22 protein-coding genes are annotated in these 21,327 nt (G+C 63.8%); 15 read left to right on the plus strand and 7 right to left on the minus strand.

Going from position 1 to position 21,327, the window contains the following annotated elements; genetic code table 11:
* The first annotated feature begins 5 nt into the window (after positions 1-5).
* From miaB to dapF, 4 genes are read left to right on the plus strand one after another with little or no spacing between them, the layout of a single operon-like run.
* Entirely contained in the window at positions 6-1,550 is a 1,545-nt protein-coding gene (gene miaB, locus LWF01_RS05015) for a tRNA (N6-isopentenyl adenosine(37)-C2)-methylthiotransferase MiaB (RefSeq protein WP_349639948.1), read from the plus strand.
* Entirely contained in the window at positions 1,547-2,455 is a 909-nt protein-coding gene (locus LWF01_RS05020; RefSeq protein WP_349639949.1) for a class III extradiol ring-cleavage dioxygenase family protein, read from the plus strand. The genes miaB and LWF01_RS05020 overlap by 4 nt, the downstream gene beginning before the upstream one ends.
* A gap of 7 nt (positions 2,456-2,462) precedes the next feature.
* Positions 2,463-3,392 carry a tRNA (adenosine(37)-N6)-dimethylallyltransferase MiaA gene (miaA, locus tag LWF01_RS05025; RefSeq protein ID WP_349639950.1) on the plus strand — a complete coding sequence of 310 codons (930 nt, stop codon included), beginning with the start codon at positions 2,463-2,465 and terminating at the stop codon, positions 3,390-3,392.
* 12 nt (positions 3,393-3,404) lie between these two features.
* Complete coding sequence (gene dapF / locus LWF01_RS05030) at positions 3,405-4,313, plus strand: diaminopimelate epimerase (RefSeq protein ID WP_349640825.1); 909 nt, start codon at positions 3,405-3,407, stop codon at positions 4,311-4,313.
* Here dapF and LWF01_RS05035 read toward each other — a convergent pair.
* The gene (locus tag LWF01_RS05035) at positions 4,300-4,908 is read right to left on the minus strand and encodes a class I SAM-dependent methyltransferase (protein WP_349639951.1); all 609 of its coding nucleotides are present in this window, start codon (positions 4,906-4,908) and stop codon (positions 4,300-4,302) included. The genes dapF and LWF01_RS05035 overlap by 14 nt on opposite strands.
* A 94-nt stretch (positions 4,909-5,002) precedes the next feature.
* On the opposite strand from LWF01_RS05035, the gene hflX reads away from it, so the two are divergent.
* On the plus strand, positions 5,003-6,484 hold the full coding sequence (hflX, locus tag LWF01_RS05040) for a GTPase HflX (protein ID WP_432761988.1): 1,482 nt from the start codon (positions 5,003-5,005) through the stop codon (positions 6,482-6,484).
* Positions 6,485-6,592: 108 nt separating this feature from the next.
* A complete protein-coding gene (locus LWF01_RS05045; protein ID WP_349640827.1) occupies positions 6,593-8,551 on the plus strand; it encodes an ATP-dependent DNA helicase in 1,959 nt (652 codons plus the stop codon).
* A gap of 1 nt (position 8,552) precedes the next feature.
* Here the strand turns inward: LWF01_RS05045 and map are convergent, their stop codons facing one another.
* Complete coding sequence (map, locus tag LWF01_RS05050; protein WP_349639952.1) at positions 8,553-9,335, minus strand: type I methionyl aminopeptidase; 783 nt, start codon at positions 9,333-9,335, stop codon at positions 8,553-8,555.
* A 66-nt stretch (positions 9,336-9,401) separates the two neighbouring features.
* Between map and LWF01_RS05055 the strand changes: the two genes are divergently transcribed.
* The gene (locus LWF01_RS05055; RefSeq protein WP_349639953.1) at positions 9,402-9,698 is read left to right on the plus strand and encodes a helix-turn-helix domain-containing protein; all 297 of its coding nucleotides are present in this window, start codon (positions 9,402-9,404) and stop codon (positions 9,696-9,698) included.
* An 11-nt stretch (positions 9,699-9,709) separates the two neighbouring features.
* On the opposite strand, the gene lexA is transcribed toward LWF01_RS05055, so the two are convergent.
* Complete coding sequence (gene lexA / locus LWF01_RS05060; protein WP_349640828.1) at positions 9,710-10,387, minus strand: transcriptional repressor LexA; 678 nt, start codon at positions 10,385-10,387, stop codon at positions 9,710-9,712.
* Positions 10,388-10,863: 476 nt separating this feature from the next.
* On the opposite strand from lexA, the gene LWF01_RS05065 reads away from it, so the two are divergent.
* The 8 genes from LWF01_RS05065 (at position 10,864) to LWF01_RS05100 (ending at position 16,812) form a co-directional block, all read left to right on the plus strand.
* On the plus strand, positions 10,864-11,220 hold the full coding sequence (locus LWF01_RS05065) for a LysM peptidoglycan-binding domain-containing protein (RefSeq protein WP_349639954.1): 357 nt from the start codon (positions 10,864-10,866) through the stop codon (positions 11,218-11,220).
* A gap of 9 nt (positions 11,221-11,229) precedes the next feature.
* On the plus strand, positions 11,230-12,342 hold the full coding sequence (locus LWF01_RS05070) for a histidinol-phosphate transaminase (RefSeq protein ID WP_349639955.1): 1,113 nt from the start codon (positions 11,230-11,232) through the stop codon (positions 12,340-12,342).
* Positions 12,339-12,959, plus strand: a complete 621-nt coding sequence (gene hisB / locus LWF01_RS05075; protein WP_349639956.1) for an imidazoleglycerol-phosphate dehydratase HisB — start codon at positions 12,339-12,341, stop codon at positions 12,957-12,959. Before LWF01_RS05070 ends, hisB begins: the two co-directional genes overlap by 4 nt.
* Positions 12,956-13,606, plus strand: coding sequence for a hypothetical protein (locus LWF01_RS05080; protein ID WP_349639957.1), 651 nt, complete (start codon positions 12,956-12,958; stop codon positions 13,604-13,606). The genes hisB and LWF01_RS05080 overlap by 4 nt, the downstream gene beginning before the upstream one ends.
* The gene (gene hisH / locus LWF01_RS05085) at positions 13,606-14,220 is read left to right on the plus strand and encodes an imidazole glycerol phosphate synthase subunit HisH (RefSeq protein ID WP_349639959.1); all 615 of its coding nucleotides are present in this window, start codon (positions 13,606-13,608) and stop codon (positions 14,218-14,220) included. Before LWF01_RS05080 ends, hisH begins: the two co-directional genes overlap by 1 nt.
* 62 nt (positions 14,221-14,282) lie before the next feature.
* The gene (priA, locus tag LWF01_RS05090) at positions 14,283-15,026 is read left to right on the plus strand and encodes a bifunctional 1-(5-phosphoribosyl)-5-((5-phosphoribosylamino)methylideneamino)imidazole-4-carboxamide isomerase/phosphoribosylanthranilate isomerase PriA (protein ID WP_349639961.1); all 744 of its coding nucleotides are present in this window, start codon (positions 14,283-14,285) and stop codon (positions 15,024-15,026) included.
* A 2-nt stretch (positions 15,027-15,028) separates the two neighbouring features.
* On the plus strand, positions 15,029-15,793 hold the full coding sequence (locus LWF01_RS05095; RefSeq protein ID WP_349639962.1) for an SseB family protein: 765 nt from the start codon (positions 15,029-15,031) through the stop codon (positions 15,791-15,793).
* 683 nt (positions 15,794-16,476) lie between these two features.
* Positions 16,477-16,812 carry a GNAT family N-acetyltransferase gene (locus tag LWF01_RS05100; RefSeq protein ID WP_349639963.1) on the plus strand — a complete coding sequence of 112 codons (336 nt, stop codon included), beginning with the start codon at positions 16,477-16,479 and terminating at the stop codon, positions 16,810-16,812.
* Positions 16,813-17,776: 964 nt separating this feature from the next.
* Here the strand turns inward: LWF01_RS05100 and LWF01_RS05105 are convergent.
* The 4 genes from LWF01_RS05105 to LWF01_RS05120 all read right to left on the minus strand — a co-directional run bounded on the left by LWF01_RS05105 (position 17,777) and on the right by LWF01_RS05120 (position 21,270).
* Positions 17,777-18,544, minus strand: a complete 768-nt coding sequence (locus tag LWF01_RS05105; RefSeq protein ID WP_349639964.1) for an inositol monophosphatase family protein — start codon at positions 18,542-18,544, stop codon at positions 17,777-17,779.
* 186 nt (positions 18,545-18,730) lie between these two features.
* Positions 18,731-20,254 carry a catalase gene (locus tag LWF01_RS05110; protein WP_349639965.1) on the minus strand — a complete coding sequence of 508 codons (1,524 nt, stop codon included), beginning with the start codon at positions 20,252-20,254 and terminating at the stop codon, positions 18,731-18,733.
* Positions 20,247-20,738, minus strand: a complete 492-nt coding sequence (locus LWF01_RS05115) for a Fur family transcriptional regulator (RefSeq protein WP_349639966.1) — start codon at positions 20,736-20,738, stop codon at positions 20,247-20,249. Before LWF01_RS05115 ends, LWF01_RS05110 begins: the two co-directional genes overlap by 8 nt.
* A gap of 142 nt (positions 20,739-20,880) precedes the next feature.
* The gene (locus LWF01_RS05120) at positions 20,881-21,270 is read right to left on the minus strand and encodes a DUF1844 domain-containing protein (RefSeq protein ID WP_349639967.1); all 390 of its coding nucleotides are present in this window, start codon (positions 21,268-21,270) and stop codon (positions 20,881-20,883) included.
* Positions 21,271-21,327 lie beyond the last annotated feature (57 nt).

A 21,327-nucleotide genomic window follows, 5' to 3' on the forward strand; every position in this document is an offset into this window, starting at 1 on the left:
GCGATATGACCACATCACTCACCACCCACAATGTCTCCGCCGACTCCGGGTCTGGCCGCAGCTACGAAGTTCGAACTTTCGGCTGCCAGATGAACGTCCACGATTCCGAGCGGCTGTCCGGCCTGCTTGATTCCGCCGGGTATCAGCGGTCCGAGGGACGAGGTCAGGCCGATGTGGTGGTGTTCAACACCTGCGCGGTTCGGGAGAATGCCGACAACAAGCTGTATGGCAACCTCGGACAACTCGCAGAGGTCAAGCGTGAACACCCGGATCTGCAGATTGCCGTCGGCGGATGCCTGGCGCAGAAGGACCGCGACACGATAGTGAAGCGCGCGCCCTGGGTGGACGTGGTCTTCGGAACACACAACATCGGATCGCTGCCGAGCCTGCTGGAACGCGCACGGCACAACCAGCAGGCCGAGGTCGAAATCCTCGAGGCACTGGAGACCTTCCCCTCAACCTTGCCCACGCGTCGGGAATCGGCGTACGCGGGCTGGGTCTCCATTTCCGTGGGCTGCAACAACACCTGCACGTTCTGCATCGTCCCGGCCCTCCGCGGCAAGGAACGCGACCGTAGGCCGGGCGACATTCTCGCCGAGGTCGAGGCGCTGGTTGCCGATGGCGCCATCGAGGTCACGCTGCTTGGCCAGAACGTCAATTCGTATGGTTCCGAGTTCCGCGACAAGGGAGCGTTCGCCAAGCTGCTGCGCGCAGTCGGCCAGATTGAGGGGCTTCAACGGGTGCGCTTTACCAGCCCGCACCCGGCAGCGTTCACGGACGACGTGATCGAAGCAATGGCCGAAACCCCGACCGTTATGCCGCAGCTGCACATGCCGTTGCAGTCTGGGTCGGACCAGATCCTGAAACAGATGCGGCGCTCGTATCGCTCGGCGAAGTTCCTCGGCATCCTTGACCGGGTGCGATCCGCTATCCCCGAGGCGGCGATCACCACGGACATCATTGTCGGTTTTCCGGGTGAGAGCGATCAGGATTTCGAGGACACGCTTGAGGTGGTTCGAAAGTCCCGGTTTGCCCAGGCATTCACCTTCCAGTACTCCAAGCGGCCTGGCACTCCGGCAGCCGATCTGCCAGACCAGCTTCCGAAGCACGTGGTCCAGGAAAGGTATGAGCGGCTCGCGGCGCTGCAGGACGAGATTTCCTGGCAGGAGAACAAGCGTCAGATCGGTCGCACAGTCAAGGTTCTGGTCGCCGAGGGCGAGGGCCGTAAGGACGGTGCGTCGCACCGACTCTCCGGCCGCGCCGAAGACAACCGGCTTGTGCACTTCACTGTGCCGGAGAACGGCGCCGTTCCGCGACCGGGAGATCTGGTCAGCACCGAAGTCACGGATGCCAAGCCCTTCTACCTACTGGCCGACAGTTCCCGGAGCTACATCCTGGAACGTACCCGGGCCGGTGACGCCTGGGATCGAAGGCAGGCCGACTCCTGCGGCGTACCGGCGCCCGGCAGCACGGACGGCGGCAACGGTAAGCCGAAAGTGATGCTGGGGATGCCGAGCATCGGGCTCCGGCCGGCAAGCCACGCGAAATGACATCGGGTGTCGGAGCACTCGTTTTCTGGCCACAGACGCCGCTTCTGATTGACGGCGTCAATGCCGACGACGACGCCGCGCTGGCCGAACTGAGATCAGCGTGCAGCGCGGCCTTCGCTGCCGCGAGGAAGGCCACCGGCGCGGATGCACAAATTCTTGTGCTGGCCGAGCGCCCGGACGACGCCGGACCAGCCGGCGAACCGGCGTCCACCGGACCAGCCGGCGAACCGGCGTCCACCGGACCAGCCGGCGAACCGGCGTCCACCGGCGTTAGTTACGGCACCCTGGCGGGCTTCGGTGTCGAACGGACGGTCCTGCTTCGCAATGGAAGGCTGGAACCGGATTCGGTCCCACCGGACGATGCAGTGCCGCTGGGCCCGAACGCGACGGTGGCTCTGCTGTTGCTCGCCGAGATCTCGGCTGCGGATGCCGGTCCGATTCGGGTAGTCGAGCTTGACCGGCCCGGTTTCGACCCCGGACACATCGACAGCTCCGGGCAGTTCGAAACCACGGCACCGGTCGCGTGGTTGCTGGAGATATCGGCATCCCGGCCAACAATCGTCCTCGTGTGCGGCGATGGCAGCGCGCGCTCGACCAGGATGTCGCCGGGCCCCTATCACCCGGACGCCGATGGCTTCGACCAGCAGATCTTCGGTGCGCTGTCCGAATCGGATCCGGAGGCGCTGATCAGGGCGACCACTACCGATTCGACCGAGCTGCAGGTTTCCGGCGTCGCCGCGTGGCGGACCGCGGCCGCCCTGGCGCATCTGCTGCCGGAAAGCGCCGCGACGGACGGTTCCGGGGCAGAAAACGGCTTCCGCACCGCCGTCCGCTTCACGAACCGCCCGTTCGGTGTGCGATATTTCGTCGCGACCTGGACCCTGACCAAGCCATCTTCCAGCTAGGGCCGGCGTGCACACCACAACACCGCCACTGGCTATCGCCGTCATCGGTGCCACGGCGACCGGAAAGTCCGACCTCGCCCTCGACCTGGCCGAGGAGCTCGGGGCGGAGATCGTCAACGCAGACGCGATGCAGTTCTATCGCGGGATGGATATCGGCACAGCTAAGCTTCCGGTTTCCCACCGTCGTGGAATCGCGCACCATCTGCTCGACATACTGGATGTCACCGAAGATGCCTCAGTTGCCCGCTACCAGCAGGATGCGCGGGCGGTGGTCAGGACGCTGCGCGATCAGTCGAGTCCGGCGATCCTGGTCGGCGGCTCCGGGCTCTACGTGCGAGCCGTCGTCGACGATCTTGAGTTTCCTGGACACGACCCTCAGATCCGCGCGGCACTCGAGCGTCGTGCCGAGACCGAAGGGCCAGGAGTGCTCTACCAAGAGCTTCTGACCCGAGACCCGGCCGCGGCGGAAAAGATCGCGCCGGCAAACGTGCGACGCGTCGTCCGTGCCCTTGAGGTGATCGAGCTGACCGGTCAGCCGTTCAGCGCAACGCTCCCGGAGTACCGCTACGTTATGCCGACTGTCCAGCTTGGCCTGCGGCTTGACCGAGGCATACTCGATGACAGGATCGCCCGCCGCGTTGTCACGATGTGGGACCAGGGGCTGGTCGACGAGGTGCGAACGCTCGAGGAGCGCGGTTTGCGCTCCGGCACGACCGCGCGGCGGGCACTTGGCTACGCGCAGATCCTGGACTACTTCGATGGCCGATGTTCGCAGGACGAGGCGATCGAGGCCACTATCGTGCAGACCCGGCAGTTCGCGCGGCGCCAGGAAACCTGGTTCAGACGGGACAAACGGGTGGACTGGCTCGATGCGTCGAGTTCCCCGGCGACTCTGCTCCGGGAGGCGCGAGGTGTGGTCGAGGCGTGGAAGCAATAGGCTTGTGACGTGATGGATACAGCAGCGCTTCCCGACATCAGGTTCACCAAGGGCCACGGCACCGGCAATGACTTCATCCTGATTGAGGATCCCGACGGCTCGGTCGCGCTGACGCCGGATCAGGTCGCTGCCCTTGCCGATCGCCACTTCGGCATCGGCGCGGACGGCGTCATCCGGGTTGTCCGAAGCGCCGCACTGACCGATCCGATGGCGGTCGCGGCGGCACAGGATGGCGCAGAGTGGTTCATGGACTACTCCAATGCCGACGGCTCGGTGGCGGAAATGTGCGGCAACGGCGTGCGCGTCTTCGTGCACTACCTGTTCGAGAACGAACTCGTCACCGGCACGTCCGTTGTCCGGGTCGGTACCCGCGCCGGCGTGAAAACTGTCACCCGGATTCAGGATCCCTATCACGACGGCACGGCTGCCTGGTATTCGGCCGAGATGGGAAACTGGTCATTTCCGGAATCCACCGACCGCGGGGCCGATGCCCTGGTCCGAATCGACGACCTTGACGTTCCGCGCGCGGGGTTGAGCGTCGACATGGGAAATCCGCACACCGTCGTGGCGCTTGCCACCGACGACGAACTTGACGGCCTCAGCCTGGTCGCCGCTCCTGAGGTGTCGCCGACGCCGCAGCACGGCACCAACGTCGAGCTCATCGTTCCCGGCGAGTCAGCGGGCGAGGAGGGCAGCCTGAGGATGCGAGTACACGAGCGCGGGGTCGGGGAAACCCAATCCTGCGGGACGGGATCCTGCGCCGCGGCGCTTGCCGCCCGATTCTGGGCGGGCGCTGGCGCGCCCGACCGCTGGAGGGTCGAGGTTCCGGGCGGCACCGTCCGGGTCGATGTTCGCGGCCAGGAAGTGGACCTGGCCGGTCCGGCAGCCCTGGTAGCCCGCGGCGAGGTCAGCCGCGCTTGACCTTGAGCACCCGGTAGCCTTTCGAGTTCGATTCCCGGCTGGTGATGAAGTCCGGTGGAAGCTCTTCGTCAAGCCATTTCTGCAGCGAGTCGGCCCCTAGTTTCTTCGCGACGACGAGCCAGGCCTCGCCGCCGTCCGCCAATCGGGGCAGCCAGGTCTCCAACAGGCCATGCAGTGCCGCCTTGCCCACCCGGATCGGCGGATTCGACCACACCATGTCGAAGCGGAGGTGTTCGGGAACATCGTCGGCCGTCACGGCGTTGATACTGGTAAGATTCAGCGCTTTCGCGTTGAGCGCCGTCAGATCCAGGGATCGGGAGTTAATGTCGACTGCCCATACCGTCAGTTCGGGAGACTGGAGCGCCGCACTCAGCGCGATCGGTCCCCAGCCGCAGCCGAGATCGAGTAGCGATCCGCGCGGTGGAGGGCTCGGCACGGCATCCAGCAGAACCTTTGTTCCGGGATCCAGCCGCTGGGGACTAAAGGTTCCTGCGGCGGTGGTCAGTTCGACGTCACGGCCGGCGAGACGTACCGCAATTGTCTGGCGTTTGTCGTCGCTGCCGGGATTTTCGGAGAAATAGTGATCTGGAGCCATGGTGCTGTCAAGCCTAAACGAAAATTCATTAGCCACTGCCCCGGCAATCGTGGGATTCTAGGACAAGGAAAGTCGTTGAGAGGAAGAGATATTAGTGCAGCATCCTGATCCGCATACACCGGTGGCCGAAGATGCGATCGATGATGTGGTGAGTCGGGTGCTTTCACGGGCCGGAACCGCCGTCGATCCGCAGACCGACGAACACAGCAGCCATGACGGTGACCAGTACGATCTTGAGGATCGGCGTGCGCTTCGACGCGTCGCCGGGCTGTCCACGGAACTCGAGGACGTCACCGAGGTTGAGTACCGGCAGCTCCGGCTGGAACGAGTGGTGCTGGCCGGGCTGTGGACCTCTGGCACCGCAACCGACGCGGAGAATTCGATGCGTGAGCTGGCTGCCCTCGCCGAAACCGCGGGCTCAGAGGTTCTGGACGGCGTTATGCAACGGCGGCAGAAGCCGGATCCTGGTACCTTTCTTGGTGCCGGCAAAGCCGATGAATTGCGCGCGATAGTCGCGGCCACCGAGGCGGATACAGTCATCTGCGACGGCGAGCTGTCGCCATCACAGCGGCGTGGCCTCGAAGACATCATCAAGGTCAAGGTGATCGACAGGGTTGCTCTTATCCTGGACATCTTCGCCCAGCACGCCAAGTCCCGTGAGGGCAAGGCGCAGGTTGAACTCGCGCAGCTTGAGTACCTGCTGCCGCGCCTGCGCGGCTGGGGTGACTCGATGTCCCGCCAGGCTGGTGGCCGGGTCGCCGGGGGTGCCGGGATCGGGTCGCGCGGACCCGGTGAGACGAAGATCGAGCTGGATCGCCGCCGGATTCGGACCAGAATGGCGAAACTGCGCCGGGAAATCTCGGGTATGAAGCCGGCCCGGGAGACGATGCGCTCGTCCAGGCATCGCAACGCGATTCCGTCTGTCGCCATCGTCGGTTATACGAATGCCGGTAAATCCTCGCTGCTCAACTACCTGACCGGCGCCGGGGTTCTGGTTGAAAATGCGCTGTTCGCGACCCTCGACCCGACGGTTCGCCATGCTCTCACCCCGGAGGGCAGGAGCTACACGTTCACGGACACAGTCGGTTTCGTCCGGCACCTGCCGCACCAGTTGGTTGAGGCGTTTCGTTCCACGCTTGAGGAAGCGGCGGAGGCAGACGTTCTGTTGCATGTCGTCGACGTGTCGCACCCTGACCCGGAAGGACAGCTCGCCGCTGTCCGGGATGTGCTGGCTGACGTCGACACGAGCGAGATCCCGGAGATCGTCGCGCTGAACAAGGCCGATATCGCCGATCCGTTCGTCGTCGAACGGCTGCGTCAGCGCGAGAAGCACGCGGTCGTCGTGTCGGCCCGCACCGGACACGGTCTTGAGGAACTGCGTGAAGTCATCGCGGGGCTCTTGCCACAGCCCAATGTCGACATCGATGTGTTGCTGCCGTTCTCACGAGGCGACCTGGTCTCCCGGATTCACGACCACGGTGACATTCTCGAGCTGTCGCACGTGGCCGAGGGCACCCGGGTGCACGCGAAGGTCCGTTCCGACCTGGCCGGCGACCTCGTCGACTTCGCGGTGTAACCGGCCGCTCTCAAGTCGACTAGAGTTTCTCCAGTGGGAAACAGTGACGGCGAATCGTTGAATGCGAAGCGCTCCCAGGCGGCCACCAAGGACGACCCCGTCGCGGACATGCTCAGCGTTGCGGTTGAAGCCGTCAACGGCACCCGCCGTCCCGGCCAGGAGCAAATGGCCGATGCAGTCGCCGACGCACTGCGCAGCGGCAAGCACCTGCTGGTCCAGGCCGGCACCGGCACCGGAAAATCCCTTGCCTATCTGGTGCCCGCCATCGAACATGCCCTGGCCACCAGCACGCCAGTGGTGATTTCGACCGCAACGCTTGCCCTGCAGTCCCAGATCGTGGCCCGGGATCTTCCTCGCCTGGTGAAGGCATTGAAAGGCAAGGTCTCCCGGCCACCGAACATCGCTCTGGTCAAGGGTCGCCGAAACTACCTGTGCCAGCACAAGCTCGACGGCGGATACCCGGATGATTCCGCCGGGATGCTGTTCGACCTCGGCGCCGACATCAGCCCGCATGTACCGCCGGCAGCTGGTGCCGCAGGCTCCAGCAAGCTCGGCGAAGAAGTGAAACGGCTGCGCGAATGGGCCGCCGAAACCGAGACCGGAGACAGGGACGAATTGGTTCCCGGTGTCAGCGAAAGAGCCTGGTCGCAGGTTTCGGTGAACGCGTTCGACTGCCTTGGAGCAGCCAAGTGCCCGGTCGCCGACGCCTGCTTCAGTGAACGTTCCCGGGCGCTGGCGGCGGACGCCGACGTCGTCGTGACAAATCATGCGCTTCTGGCCATCGATTCGTTCGGTGAGCCCAACATTCTGCCCGAACATGACAGCGTGATCATCGATGAAGCGCACGAGCTGATGGACCGGGTCACCTCTGCGCTTGCCGGCCGCCTGACCAGTGCGATGGTGGGCACCGCAGCGTCATCCGTGCGCAAGAACACTGCGGCATCGGCCGGTCAGCTCGACCGGGCCGCCGAGCAGCTCACCGAGGCCCTGGCGGAGAGCCCTGCCGGGCTGCTCCGCCGCGGCCTGCCCGACGAACTTGGTATGGCGGTCACCGCGGTGCGTGATGCCGCCAGGGCGGCACTGGCCGACACCTCGGGGGAGTCGAAGGAGACGGCGAACGCCGGGCGGCAGGTCACCAGGGCGAGGCTTCAGGAAGTCTTCGAACTAGGTGAGCGAGTGCTGGAGCGCACCGAATACGATGTGGTCTGGGTGGAACGCTCCACCTTCCGGGACCAGGAGACCGTCTCATTACATATCGCCCCGCTGTCGGTCGCGGCCAAGATGCGGGCCGGTCTTTTCGCCGAGCGGACTGTTGTCGCGACCTCGGCGACTCTGACATTGGGCGGGACGTTTGACGCTGTGGCTGGTTCGCTCGGTTTGCTGGGCGATGGCGCCCCGGCATGGCAGGGTCTGGACGTCGGCTCGCCGTTCGACTATCCACGGCAGGGCATTCTCTATGTCGCCAAACACCTGGCGCCGCCCGGCCGCAGTGGGATGAACGAGGACGTCCTGAGTGAGATAGCAGAGCTGATCAACGCCTCCGGAGGCGGAGCGCTTGGGTTGTTCTCCTCCCGCCGTGCCGCGGAGGCGGCAGCGGCCGAAATGCGTACCCGCGTCGAGGTGCCGATCATGTGCCAGGGGGAGGATGCGACACCCACACTGGTCCGCCGGTTCGCCGCGAGCCGGTCCGCCTGCCTATTCGGCACGCTCTCGCTGTGGCAGGGCGTCGACGTGCCCGGCGATAGTTGCCGACTCGTCATCATCGACCGCATTCCATTTCCCCGCCCCGACGACCCGCTGTCCTCGGCGCGCACCGAGGCAGCCGCCTCCCGTGGCGCGAACGGCTTCATGACAGTTGCCGCGACCCATGCCGCGATCCGGCTGGCCCAGGGAGCCGGTCGACTGATTCGGACCAGCACCGATCGTGGCGTGGTGGCGATCCTGGACTCCCGGCTGGCGACCGCGAGGTATGGCGGCTTCCTCCGGGCCTCACTGCCTCAGCTCTGGGCGACCACAGATCCGGAAATAGTGCGTGGAGCGCTCACACGGCTCGACGCGCCCGGATAGCTCACGGCTGCGTCCGTCTCGGCAAGGTGAGGATTTCGGCTCCGTCTTGGGTGATGGCGATCGTGTGTTCACTGTGGGCTGTGCGACAGCCGGTCGCACTTCGGAGCGTCCACCCGTCGGCATCGGTGACGAGTTCGGCGGTGTCCGCCATGACCCATGGCTCCAGTGCGAGCAGCAGCCCAGGGCGCAGCTTGTACCCGCGGCCGGGTCTTCCGGTGTTCGCCACGTGCGGGTCCTGGTGCATCGTTGATCCGATGCCATGACCTCCGAACTCGGTGTTGATCGGGTACCCCGCTTCGCTGAGCACCGAGCCGATGGCATGGGAGATATCGCCGATCCGGGCCCCGGGTCCGGCAGCGGCTATCCCTGCGCTCAGTGCGCGTTCGGTGGCGCTGATCATCGCGACGCTCTCCGGCGGCTTCGATTCGCCCACGACGAAGCTGATGGCGGAGTCCGCAGCGACGTCGCCCTTGGAGACGGCGAGGTCCAGTGTCAGCAGGTCGCCGTCGGCAAGCGTGTAGTCGTGTGGCAGTCCGTGGAGCACGGCGTCGTTGACGGCCGTGCAGATGTAGTGGCCGAACGGCCCGCGTCCGAAGGATGGCGCGTAGTCGACATAGCAGGACTGCGCTCCGGCCTCGACGATCATGGCCGCGGCCCAGCGGTCGATGTCCAGGAGGTTCGTGCCGATCGTGGTGCGGTTCTTCAGTGACTGCAGAATGTCGGCGACCAGGGCGCCAGTGGCCTTTGCCTGTGCCAGTTCGGTGGCGTTCAGTATCTCGATCATGCGGAATCCTTCTCATGCAGCCAATAACTATACCGGTCATACTATCCCGGTATTAGAATTGGATCCATGGTCAGGTTGCCGCTCACTCCAGCAGAGGTCGAGCGCGGAGAGCGCCTTGGTGCCCTGTTGCGTCGAACCAGGGGAGAGCGCTCGATGCTCGAGACCGCGCTCGACGCACGCGTTTCACCGGAGACCCTCCGGAAGATCGAGACGGGCAGGGTGGCGACCCCTGCCTTCCCAACTATCGCTGCGATCGCTGACGTCCTCGGCCTGTCTCTAGATGCGGTGTGGGCCGAGATCAACCAGCCCGAACAGTCGGCCCGAATAGGCAACGCCCCAGTCAGTGCGGCTCGCGCGGGCTAAAACCGTGCTGACTATACGCTGCGCAGTACCGCTACGACACGGCCCATAACCGTCGCCTCATCGCCGTTAATCGGCTCGAACGATGGGTTATGCGGCAACAACCAGATGTGCTTGCCGTCCCGCTTCAGCGTCTTCACGGTCGCATCGCCGTCCAGCATGGCGGCGACGATCTCACCGTTCTCCGCCGTCGGCTGCTGCCGGACGACCACCCAGTCACCGTCGCAGATAGCGGCATCGATCATCGAATCGCCGACCACCTTGAGCAGGAACAACTCGCCGTTGCCGACGAGCTGGCGGGGTAGGGCGAAGACATCGTCAACGGCTTGTTCCGCGAGGATCGGACCGCCGGCGGCAATTCGGCCGACCACCGGCACCATTGTCGTGTTGGCCGATGTTTCCGCCGAGACAGGCACCTCGAAGTCGCTGGCGTTCATCACCTCGATGGCGCGCGGACGTTTGGGGTCCCGGCGCAGGAACCCCAGTCGTTCGAGCTGGCTCAGCTGGTGCGCAACGCTGGAGAGGCTGGCCAGGCCGACCGCCTTGCCGATCTCGCGCATGCTTGGCGGATAGCCGCGGACGGCCACCGAATGCCGGATGGTCTCGAGGACCAACTGCTGACGCGCGGTGAGCCGGCGGAAGTTCGGCACGTCCTGCAGTTCGTGCACCGAGGCTTCGCTGAGGCCGTGCATGCTTTCGGTACGGGCTCTGGCGTCAGCGATATCGGAGTCGATCTCGTCGTTGCGGGGGCGGCCGATCCTTCGGCTTGGCTTCTCTGAGTCCGTCACGGGAGATCCTCATCTGTCGGTGCTGCTGGCTCGTATCTGCGTCCGGCCTGCCAGTCAACCGGCCCGTTTCCCCAAGCTGCGGGGACCGCCATAGCGCGGAACCGGAGTGACTGTCAGTGCTGGCTGTAAGGCTGTGCCTAGTAGAAGACCAAGTAAGAGGTCAGCTAAGAAACGTACAACCGCGGCAGCCAGCCGGTGTAGTCCCAGCCTAGTCAAACGGACGCCGGGATTCAAACGTTTGTTCGAGGAATTTTCGAATAACTGTGGACAAGTGTTCGAATCGGGTGGTACTAATAGTACATACCTTCTATCGAACAGACGTTCGACCGCTGGATGGTTCGACTGGCAGCTCGATACGACGCACAAAGGAGATTGGACAGATGAGTTCAACGATTGCAGCAACCGGATTCGCCGGTGTTCGACTAAATCGCCGCGGTCGCCTGGTCATGTCCGTGCTGGCGGCGCTCGTTCTGATTGGCGCAGTGCTTGCGCTCTCTGCCACGTTCAGCGTTGTCTCGGGGATGCTGTTTCATGCCGAGGCTCAGGCAAATTCTTCCACCGCAGAGGTGGTTGAGTACGTCACAGTGCAGGACGGTCAGACGCTGTGGGGGATTGCAAGCGAAGCGGCCCCGAACTCCGACCCGCGCGACACGATTACCAAAATCGTCGAACTGAACCAGTTGGACGGCACCGTGGTGCGGACCGGCCAGCGTCTGGCGATTCCGGAGTACCAGTAAACTTTAGGGGTGACTAGAGCATCCCTTAACGATCTTCCGCTTCGAGACGACCTGCGTGGCCGCCAGCCGTACGGCGCCCCCCAGCTGGATGTCAATGTCCGCCTGAATGTGAACGAGAACTCCTATGCAGTTCCGGAATCGGTCGCCCTGGCCATCGTTGAAGCCGTTGCCGCCCAGGTGCGCACGCTCAATCGGTACCCCGACCGCGAGTTCACCGCGCTTCGGGAGAAGCTGGCGAAGTACCTCAATGCGGGGTTGGATGACGAGCACAGACTGACCGCGGACAATATCTGGGCCGCGAACGGGTCCAATGAAGTGCTTCAGCAGATCGTGCAGGCATTCGGTGGACACGACCGAACCGCATTGGGCTTTGTTCCCAGCTACTCGATGCATCCGATCATCAGCCAGGGCATCTCAACACGATGGATGGCCGTCGATCGCGATGCCGATTTCCAGGTCGATCGGGAGGACGCCGTCAGGGCGGTTACCGAACTTCAGCCTGATGTTGTCTTCCTGTGCACGCCGAACAACCCCTCGGGCACCGCGCTGGATCTCGCCACGATCGAAGCCATTTACGATGTCGCTCCGGGAATCGTGATTGTCGATGAGGCCTATGCGGAGTTCTCTCGTAGCGGAACCCGATCGGCTTTGACGCTGTTGCCGGGCCGCGAGCGGCTCATAGTCTCGCGCACCATGAGTAAGGCGTTCTCGCTCGCCGGGGCGCGCGTAGGCTATCTTGCCGCCGATCCCGCGGTGACTGATGCCATCCGGCTGGTCCGGCTGCCGTACCACCTTTCGGCTCTCACTCAGGCGGCCGCCGGTGCGGCGCTGGATCACTCCGACGAGCTGCTTGGCAACGTGGAAGCCCTGAAGGCGCAGCGGGATAGAATTGTGCAGACGCTTCCGCGGTTCGGCGTTCGCCCGTTTCCCTCCGACTCGAACTTCGTCTTGTTCGGGGGGCTGTCCGACGCACACACGGTATGGCAGCGTCTGCTCGATCGCGGAATCCTTATCCGCGATGTCGGCATCCCGGGGCATCTCCGCGTCAATGCCGGCACCGAAGCCGAGACCAGCGCTTTCCTCGATGCGCTGGGCGAAATCCTAGGAGAAACACCGCAGTGAGTGCCAACACCACAGTCAGCGTCCGACGGGCGACCCGCGAAAGGGTCACCAGCGAGTCCACTGTCTCCGTCAGCGTCAACCTGGACGGAACAGGTGTTTCCGACATCTCGACCTCGGTGCCGTTCTACGACCACATGCTGACTGCCTTGTCGAAGCACTCGTTGATCGACCTGACGGTCAAGTCACACGGCGACACCGATATTGACGCGCACCACACGGTGGAGGACACCGCGATCGTGCTCGGCGACGCGCTGAAGGATGCGCTCGGCGACAAGGCCGGAATCCGTCGATTTGGCGATGCAACCGTTCCGTTGGACGAGGCTCTCGCCCAAGCTGTGGTAGACGTCTCCGGGCGTCCCTACGTCGTTCACACCGGAGAGCCCGAAGGCCAGCAGTACCACCTGATCGGCGGTCACTTCACCGGCTCACTGACTCGGCACGTCGTCGAGTCACTTGCGCTGCATGCGGGTATTGCGGTTCACCTTCGCCTGCTGGCCGGCCGCGATCCCCACCACATCGTGGAGGCCCAGTTCAAGGCGTTGGCCCGCGCATTGCGGATGGCAGTCGAACCGGATCCGCGCGTCACCGGCATTCCCAGCACGAAGGGCGCGCTGTGAGCGGCGAGACCGATCCTGGCGTCGCTGAAAATGGGCGAGTCGCGCGCGACAACCGGGTCGTCGTCCTCACGCCGTTCGCAAAGGCTGACCAGTTGGCAGCGGCCTGCGTGTTGGCGAAGATCCACGGTCATGTTGTGCCGGTGGGTGACTTCAATGCCGTGGTGGTTGCCGAACCAGATCTAGAGCTGGCCCGCGAACAGGCTGCCAGCCTCTCGAAGCTTTCCGGACGGAACGAAGTGTTGCTCCTGGTCCGTGACGGTGGCCAGATCGATTCCTCACAGTGGCGTCGCGGACTGCACGAGGCGGATGTTCCGGCTGGCCTGGCGCTGTCCAAATTGCCCGATGTCCTGGAGAAGGTGCTGCTCGGAAGCGTGGAGGCCGCCGAGGTATCGGGCAGTATCGACACCAGGTCGATGAGCCGGCTAGAGGCGAGCGCCGCGACGATGAGTCCGGAGCGGATGAGGACTGCGCGAACCGCGATGCTCTGGCTACTCGGTGGTTTACTCGCCTTCGTCTTGCTGATCGTATTTGTGGTCATCGCCGTCGCCGGCAACTCGACGGCGTGGTTCGGCGCAGTCGTGACCGCGCTCCTGACGGCCGCGGCGGCCTGGCGGGCGATGCGGCTGCTGCGCGGAGGGAAAACCTGATGACTAGCCCATCGGTTGTGGTGCTCGATTACGGCTCGGGCAACGTCCGTTCTGCGTTCCGTGCAGTGGAGCGCACCGGTGCCTCGGTCGAACTCACACCGTCCGTCGACAAAGCGATGGCCGCCGATGGCGTGGTGATCCCCGGGGTGGGAGCTTTTTCCTCGGTGGTCGCCGATCTGCGCAGGGTGGGCGGAGACAGGCTGATTGCGGATCGGCTCGCTGACCAGAAGCCAGTGCTGGCAATCTGCGTCGGCCTGCAGGTGCTCTTCACCGAGGGGGTCGAGGGCGGCGAGCAAAGCACAGGTCTTGGTATTTGGCCTGGAACGGTACGCAGGCTGGCGGCGCCCGTTGTACCGCACATGGGCTGGGCCACGGTCGAAGCGCCCACCGACTCGGTGTTGTTCGATGGAATTGGTTCGGAACGGTTTTACTTCGTGCATTCCTATGCCGCCACCCAAGCTCCCGATAATACGTCGGTGACTTGGGCAGAGCACGGCGAGCGCTTTGTGGCGGCCGTCGAGGACGGCGCGTTGAGCGCAACGCAGTTCCACCCCGAGAAGTCCGGTGACGCGGGCCGCAGACTGTTGACCAATTGGGTGAACACCCTGCGGTAGGCGCTGTGCCGCTGGTATCCGCGATCTACGTCGACCCATATTCTTCACAGCAAAGGAACACAATGCCAGAGATCAACGACAGCCCCCGGCTGGTCCTGCTTCCGGCCGTCGATGTCGCCGACGGTAAGGCCGTCCGCCTGGTACAGGGCGAGGCAGGGACCGAAACCGACTACGGCAGCCCGCTTGACGCGGCCCGCGCCTGGGAAGACGATGGCGCCGAATGGATTCATCTTGTCGACCTGGATGCTGCCTTCGGCCGTGGCGACAACCAGAGCCTGCTCCGCAAGGTGACGCAATCGCTGAACATCAAAGTCGAGCTTTCCGGCGGTATCCGCGACACCGAGTCGCTGGAGCGCGCGCTCGACACCGGTGCCGAGCGGGTCAATATCGGCACAGCCGCGCTGGAGAACCCGGAATGGACCGCCGAGATTATCCGCGACTACGGCTCGAAAGTGGCGATCGGTCTCGACGTCCGCGGCTCGACATTGGCCGCCCGCGGCTGGACCAAGGACGGCGGCGACCTCTGGGAGGTGCTTGACACCCTTGAGGAAGCCGGCTGCTCCCGCTATGTGGTCACGGATGTCACCAAGGACGGCACCCTGCAGGGACCGAACACCGAACTGTTAACCGCAATCTGTCGGCGCACGAACAGCCCGGTTGTCGCTTCGGGCGGAATCTCGAGCCTCGACGATCTGCGGGCACTCCGCGAGCTGGTGCCCACGGGCGTCGACTCCGCCATCGTGGGTAAGGCGCTGTACGCGCGGAAGTTCACGCTGCCCGAGGCGCTCGACGTCGCCGGTCGCTGATCGTGGCCTCCTCTGACTCGGCAGGAGTGCCCTGGGCCGGCCGAGAGCTGAAGCCAAACCCGTTCGCCGGCGACTCGGGCCAACCCGAGGTGGCCTTACTCGCCGCGCTCGAGGCATGCTCTCAGGCCTCCGAGCTGAATCCGCAGCGGCACGTAGACGTGATCGAAGCGCTGCGCGAATCACGGCTGTTCGTACCGATCGTGGCTAGTCTGGACGAAGCCGCAACCGACGCGAGTGGGCTCACTCACGACAAAAGCGCCGAGATGGCAATGGTCACGCTCGCCGCCGAGGATGGGCGGGCAACCGCACCCGGATTCACCGGCATCGAGCAACTGATCGGATGGAACCCCGAGGCCCGGCCGATTCCGGTCGAGTCGCTGCGGCTGATGCTTTCGGCTGTCGATGAGGGCGCCCAGCTGGTCGTCATCGACCCGGGCGCTCCGCACATGTTTCTGGTTCGCCGGCCGGCCGTCTGGTCACTCGCTCAGGGCCGGCAGTGGATTCCGGCCTGGGCAAATCGGCGCGTCGCGGATGAGATCGCGCGGCTCGCCGCCGCAGACAGCGTGATAACCGCTACCGAGCTGCGGCCGGGAAGTGCCAGGCCGTCGGCCGGGGGAGCCGAGGTCGGCATCGTCGTCGATGTGCCGGCTGGCACGGACGACGCCGCGTTGAAAACTGCGCTGGACAGATTCCGGCGGAAACTGGCCGCTAGTTCGCTTATCACCGAGCTGGTCGACTCGTTGATCGTTTCGGTCAGGACCGTTTAGCCAGCCCGTCTAGCTGGCCCGTGTCAGCCACCTCGCCTAGTCCACATGGTGTGAATGGCACACCTACCATGTGGAGGCGAAGGGTGATGCTGCGGAAATAGTGGGGCCTGTAGAGCAGGTATTGGTGTACGTAGGAATCTCGGAGGATCGTACCGGCGAGGAGGCGGGGGTCAATCGGCAACGGGAGGATTGTTTGGAGCTGTGCAGTCGTTTGGGAAGTCAAGATGACAAGTAGTTCGGAAGAAGCTGTTGAGGCCGCGGAACTGGCTGTGTTCGCTCGTAAGAAACTTTCGCTCGATGCGGCGGCAGGGGCAAGGTTGCCGGGCAGGTTCGAATCGTTCAGCTTTGGTGGGTTACGCGCGAGTCTGGCGACTGGAGATCAGTATGACTTTTTGAACACCATAGAGGGCGTAACCGATCAATCGGTCGAGGCTCTGCCCGAGATCATCAAGAGGTTCCCGAATCCACGCCGACTAACAATCGTCGCCACTTCACCATCACAGAACCTCCTCGGCTGGTTACGAGGCGAGGGTTACGAGCCGGCCCCCGTGCGACCAGTTGCCTTCCTTGATTTGGGTGCGCGTTGTGAACCTGCCCGAGTGGGCGCTGTCCCGTGGCGGATACGCGGAGTCGCCACCCAGAAGGATATGGCACTCTTCTTGGACCTTCTTGATGGAGGATACATGGCCTCGAGCGAGGTGGGTGCTTTGATCCGGACCGAGCATGCTCTTCCTGCAGTCCGTGCCTTCATCGCTTCGCGCAACGGTCAACCGCTGGCCGCAGCTGCGATGTCCCTGCACGCCACATGTGCGGTTCTCGGCGGGGCCTCCACACTTCCGGCGGCACGAGACCTTGGCGCCCAAACCGCGCTCTTGGCCCACCGGCTCTCACTTGCGGCAAACCTGGGCGCCTCACTGGCCGCGGCCACGGCGGCACCGGCATCACCAAGCATTGGCAACCTGACGAAACTCGGGTTCACTGTAGTCGCGCGGACGGCCTGGTGTATGTCAACCGAATAAACCGTTCACTGAGGACGGGTTTCCGAAGTTGAGTAAGGTCCGTGGCGGGCGGGCGGGCGGGCGGGCGGGCGGGGGCATAAACCTGTGACCCCGCATTCGAAGATCGACGAGATCGTTGAGCTGAGCAGGAAATCGACGCCCGAGGCCCACACGCATTGGTCGGAGCGAACGATGGCGAAACGCTCTGGTGTTTCTCCTGCACAGGTATAACGGTCCCGGGAAGCCGCGGTTGAAGCCGCATCTGGTAGAGCTTTTCACGCTCCTCACGGATCCGCGGTTCGAAGACTCGGCCCGAGAAGCGTTAGATCCGTAAGTCAGAATCGCGAACGGACTGCTGGCCATTGGGCCGGTCCTTCACATCGCAACTGGCAGCTGGCATCCATAGACGCCCCGGATGACTCTGGGCTCAATAATCCAAACGACCTGGCTTTGCCCTTGCCCGGTCTCGCTCATGGGCGATCCTGCTTGAACTAGTTGAACCGTCGTATGGACGCCTGGGAACGTCACGTCGAGGGGCATCCCAAACAGCTTTTCTTACAGACTCTAAAGCGATCTCTGCAGGATCGGGATGTCCGTACTCCATTCTTCGAGTCCGGCGAACAAGGTCACCTTCCCACGTATCCTCCGCGGTCCTACTGTCTTGAAGCTGGTCTTCGCCTGACTCGGCAGTTGGCATACGTGACCGCAAGTCCCTCAGTAACAGATCCAACTCCGCGCTAGGAAACTACATGTGTACTCGGATGAGGGCGGCTTCGAACCTAGCGGCTGGGCAAGAAAGCCTACCGTTGGACTGCCTCGACCTGTTGAATCCTAACCAGCCAGGCCGCCGCTCGCTTAACTGTAAATTCCGAAGCGACTCGCGGTTTGATAGGGGCATCCCTGCCTGGCAAGCCACGCAGGGATGCCCCTATCAAGACCGCTGCGAGTGGTGTCCATTTACGCCATGTGGTGTAGCCAGCCCGCGTCAGCCGCTCAGCGCCTCGGAGAGTTCCCGGACCGCCGAGGACCCACCGGCGATCGACCAGATCCGGCCATTGACCTCGACCTGTGCGGTGCTTCCGCCAACTCCCTCGACAATTGCCTTTCCCGGCAGCCAGTCCCACTCCGGACAGCTGTGCTGGAACCAGCAACCGTTTCGCCCCTCGGCGACTCCGGCCAGATCCATCGAGCCGGAACCGAACATCCGCAGCGTCGCCGGTCGCCGAGCGGCCTGCATGAACGGTGCTGCCACATCTGGTTCGGTGATAAGCGCCGGATGCAGGTAAGTGGCTGCGCTCAGCTGAGACAGCGGAAGGTCAGCGACCGCAGGCAGAAGTTCGCCGTTGCGCAACGTGGGCATGCCGGGGCCGCCAAACCATAACAGGTCGTCGTGCGGATGGTAGATCGCGCCGAGAATTACGCCGGATTCGTCTTTTAACGCTATTGCTGAACACCAGTAGGTTGATCCGGCCAGAAAGTTGTAGGTTCCGTCGACCGGATCGATGACCCAGGATCTTCCGGAGGTTCCAGCATGGTTCGCTCCTTCTTCGCCGACGATCGCGTCATCCGGGCGGAGCCTCCGGAGCCTGGAGACAACGAGCGCCTCGGCATCGCGGTCGGCCGCGGTGACGATGTCGGAGACAGACGTTTTTTGCTCCGCTGATAGGCCACCCCGTCGCATCCGCTGTGCAAGGGCGCCGGCAGCGCGCACCAGTTCCGCGGCCAGTTCGGCGTCGGTGGTCTCCTGGGGCATAGGTTCCTTTCGAGCTTGACGCCGCGGCTGGGGTGTATCCGGCGCCGGGTCCGCTGTCACTACCGTATCGCTCGCCGTCGGCATCCCGTTCGGAAGCACAAATGCAACAAGCCCCGGGTCAGCCTGTTACGGCTGATCCGGGGCTTGGTCGCCCTCTACCTACCCAAAGTAGGACTGGGCTTTAAGTCAGGCGCGAAGCAAGGCTTCGTCCGTCTCGGTGCCCGGGCTGGAGTTTCCTACCGTGTCGCCCTCGTTCTGGGCCTGTGCGGCGCGAACGACGTTCTCGATCCGGTTTCCGATCTCGGTGTCGACGCTCTTCCAGTACTGGAAGGCCTTGAGCAGGATCGGCTCGGACACACCACCGAGCAGGTGCCCGGAAACGTTGCCGACCAGGCGGTTGCGCTCTTCGTCGTTCAACACCTCGCGGACCAGCGTGCCTGGCTGCGTGAAGTCGTCATCTTCGGCATGCAGGTTGTATGCGCTGCGAACCAGATCGCCATCGGCCTCGAAATTGTTCTCGGTGACCCGGCTGACATCGGCATGCGGGCCGCCGTAGGAATTCGGAGCGAACTCCGGACGGTCCTTCGGGTAGTCACGGAAGCTCATCTGGCCATCCCGGCTATAAGAGCTCACCGGGGTCTTCGGCGCGTTGACCGGCAGCTGCGCGTAGTTTGCGCCGATCCGGTAGCGCTGGGCGTCAGCGTAGGCGAAGACCCGACCCATCAGCATCTTGTCCGGCGACAGTCCGATACCAGGTACCAGGGTCGACGGAGCAAACGCGGCCTGCTCGATCTCGGTGAAGTAGTCGACCGGATTCCGGTTGAGCTCCAGCTGGCCGACCTCGATCAGCGGGTAGTCGGAGTGCGGCCATACCTTGGTCACGTCGAAGGGGTTGAAGCGGTAAGCCTTCGCATCCTCGTACGGCATGACCTGGACCTTGAGAGTCCAGCTCGGGAACTCTTCGCGGTTGATCGCTTCCTGCAGGTCGCGGCGGTGGTAGTCACCATCGATGCCGGCCATCGCATCGGCATCTTCCTGGCTGAAGAATTCGTGCCCCTGGTTGGACTTGAAGTGGTACTTGACCCAGAACCGCTCGCCCTCGGCGTTGATCCACTGGTAGGTGTGCGAACCGTAGCCGTTCTGGTGCCGCCACGTCTTGGGGATGCCGCGGTCGCCCATCAGCCAGGTGACCTGGTGTGCGCTTGCCGGGACCTGGGTCCAGAAGTCCCACTGGATATTGTTATCGCGCAGGCCGGTGTGGCTCTGGCGCTTCTGGGAGTGAATGAAATCCGGGAACTGGATGGTGTCGCGAATGAAGAACACCGGGGTGTTGTTGCCGACCAGGTCGTAGTTTCCCTCGTCGGTGTAGAACTTGAGCGCGAAGCCACGAGGATCCCGCCATGTGTCGGGGGAGCCCTGCTCGCCGGCGACAGTGGAGAAACGCAGCAGAGTTTCGGTCTCGGCGTTTGGCTGGAACAGGGAGGCCTTCGTGTACCGGCTGACGTCCGCTGTTGTCTTGAACGTTCCGAAAGCTCCGCCACCCTTGGCGTGCACAACGCGCTCGGGGACCCGCTCACGGTTGAAATGGGCGAGCTTTTCGATCAGGTAGTGGTCCTGCAGCAGGATGGGGCCGTTGGGGCCTACCGTCAGCGAGTGCTGGTCGCTGCCGACCGGTGCACCGAAATCGTTCGTTGTGAACGGTTCACTCATATTTCCTCCTCGTGGAAACTTGCGTTCCTCTTATATCGCCGATGTGCTCGCCGTTGCGGACATCGAAGCAACTGGGGCATAGGCCCCAGAAAATGATCTCGGCCTCATCGATGGCGAAGCCGGAAGTTTCTTGCGGACTCAGGCACGGGGCATGCCCCTCGTCGCATGCGACGTCGACTATCGCCTCACAGCCCCGGCAGACCAGGTGGTGGTGATTGTCGTGCCTGTGCAGTTCATAGCGGGCGGCCGCGGCGCCGGAAGGATCGATTCGCCGGACTATCTCGGCCGAGTTCAGCGCGTGTAAGACGTCGTAGATCGCCTGGGTGGACACGGAGCCAAGCTTCGCCCGAACGTCACGGGTAATCGTCTCGGCATCAACGTGAGAACTGCTCCGGAGCACGTCCAGAACCGCCAGTCGCGGGGCGGTGACCCGTAAACCGGCATCGCGTAGCGCAGTAACGCTATCGAAGTCCTTGGCTGGCATGCTCCCAGCTAATCAGCTTGTCTGGAATTATTCAAATAACGGAATCAAGCCAGTTAGTTGGCCACTCGGGCGGCCATCTATTGTTTGGCCGTTCGTTAGCAAGGCCGACCATCCGTTGGCTGGGGCCAACGAGTCGGCTCGGTTAATTCACCGGGCCGGTGTACTTCTCGCCCGGTCCCTGGCCGGGGGCGTCCGGCAAGTTCGACGCTTCGCGGAAGGCGAGCTGCAGGCTTCGCAATCCGTCGCGCAGCGGTCGGGCGTGCTGGTCGCCGATCTCTGTTGATGCGGCGGTTATCAGCCCGGCGAGGGCTGTAATGAGCTTCCGTGCCTCGTCGAGGTCCTTGAGGTCCTCGGCTTTCTCGTGCTCGGTGTCCTCGCTCAGTCCGCACTTCACCGCGGCGGCGCTCATCAGGTGCACGGCGGCGGCCCCGATGATTTCAACGGCTGGAACTTCGGAGATGTCGCGGACGGCGTTGGCGGGAGCGTCGTCGGCGTCCTCACTACGTGGTGGATTCGTGCCAGAGTCGGTCATGCTGATAACCTTGTCACAGACCGACTGAAGATCTTCAATCGCGTAGCCTGGTTCAGT

This window comes from Saxibacter everestensis, from assembly GCF_025787225.1.
GTDB classification, from domain to species: Bacteria; Actinomycetota; Actinomycetes; order Actinomycetales; family Brevibacteriaceae; genus Saxibacter; species Saxibacter everestensis.

What these genes read in the sequence shown, in the direction of transcription:
- miaB (WP_349639948.1), top strand. Translation starts at nt 6, where the DNA reads ATGACCACATCACTCACCACCCACAATGTCTCCGCCGACTCCGGGTCT.
- LWF01_RS05020 (WP_349639949.1), top strand. Translation starts at nt 1,547, where the DNA reads ATGACATCGGGTGTCGGAGCACTCGTTTTCTGGCCACAGACGCCGCTT.
- dapF (WP_349640825.1), top strand. Translation starts at nt 3,405, where the DNA reads ATGGATACAGCAGCGCTTCCCGACATCAGGTTCACCAAGGGCCACGGC.
- LWF01_RS05035 (WP_349639951.1), bottom strand. Translation starts at nt 4,908, where the DNA reads ATGGCTCCAGATCACTATTTCTCCGAAAATCCCGGCAGCGACGACAAA.
- LWF01_RS05045 (WP_349640827.1), top strand. Translation starts at nt 6,593, where the DNA reads ATGCTCAGCGTTGCGGTTGAAGCCGTCAACGGCACCCGCCGTCCCGGC.
- map (WP_349639952.1), bottom strand. Translation starts at nt 9,335, where the DNA reads ATGATCGAGATACTGAACGCCACCGAACTGGCACAGGCAAAGGCCACT.
- LWF01_RS05055 (WP_349639953.1), top strand. Translation starts at nt 9,402, where the DNA reads ATGGTCAGGTTGCCGCTCACTCCAGCAGAGGTCGAGCGCGGAGAGCGC.
- lexA (WP_349640828.1), bottom strand. Translation starts at nt 10,387, where the DNA reads ATGCACGGCCTCAGCGAAGCCTCGGTGCACGAACTGCAGGACGTGCCG.
- LWF01_RS05065 (WP_349639954.1), top strand. Translation starts at nt 10,864, where the DNA reads ATGAGTTCAACGATTGCAGCAACCGGATTCGCCGGTGTTCGACTAAAT.
- hisH (WP_349639959.1), top strand. Translation starts at nt 13,606, where the DNA reads ATGACTAGCCCATCGGTTGTGGTGCTCGATTACGGCTCGGGCAACGTC.
- priA (WP_349639961.1), top strand. Translation starts at nt 14,283, where the DNA reads ATGCCAGAGATCAACGACAGCCCCCGGCTGGTCCTGCTTCCGGCCGTC.
- LWF01_RS05100 (WP_349639963.1), top strand. Translation starts at nt 16,477, where the DNA reads ATGGCCTCGAGCGAGGTGGGTGCTTTGATCCGGACCGAGCATGCTCTT.
- LWF01_RS05105 (WP_349639964.1), bottom strand. Translation starts at nt 18,544, where the DNA reads ATGCCCCAGGAGACCACCGACGCCGAACTGGCCGCGGAACTGGTGCGC.
- LWF01_RS05110 (WP_349639965.1), bottom strand. Translation starts at nt 20,254, where the DNA reads ATGAGTGAACCGTTCACAACGAACGATTTCGGTGCACCGGTCGGCAGC.
- LWF01_RS05115 (WP_349639966.1), bottom strand. Translation starts at nt 20,738, where the DNA reads ATGCCAGCCAAGGACTTCGATAGCGTTACTGCGCTACGCGATGCCGGT.
- LWF01_RS05120 (WP_349639967.1), bottom strand. Translation starts at nt 21,270, where the DNA reads ATGACCGACTCTGGCACGAATCCACCACGTAGTGAGGACGCCGACGAC.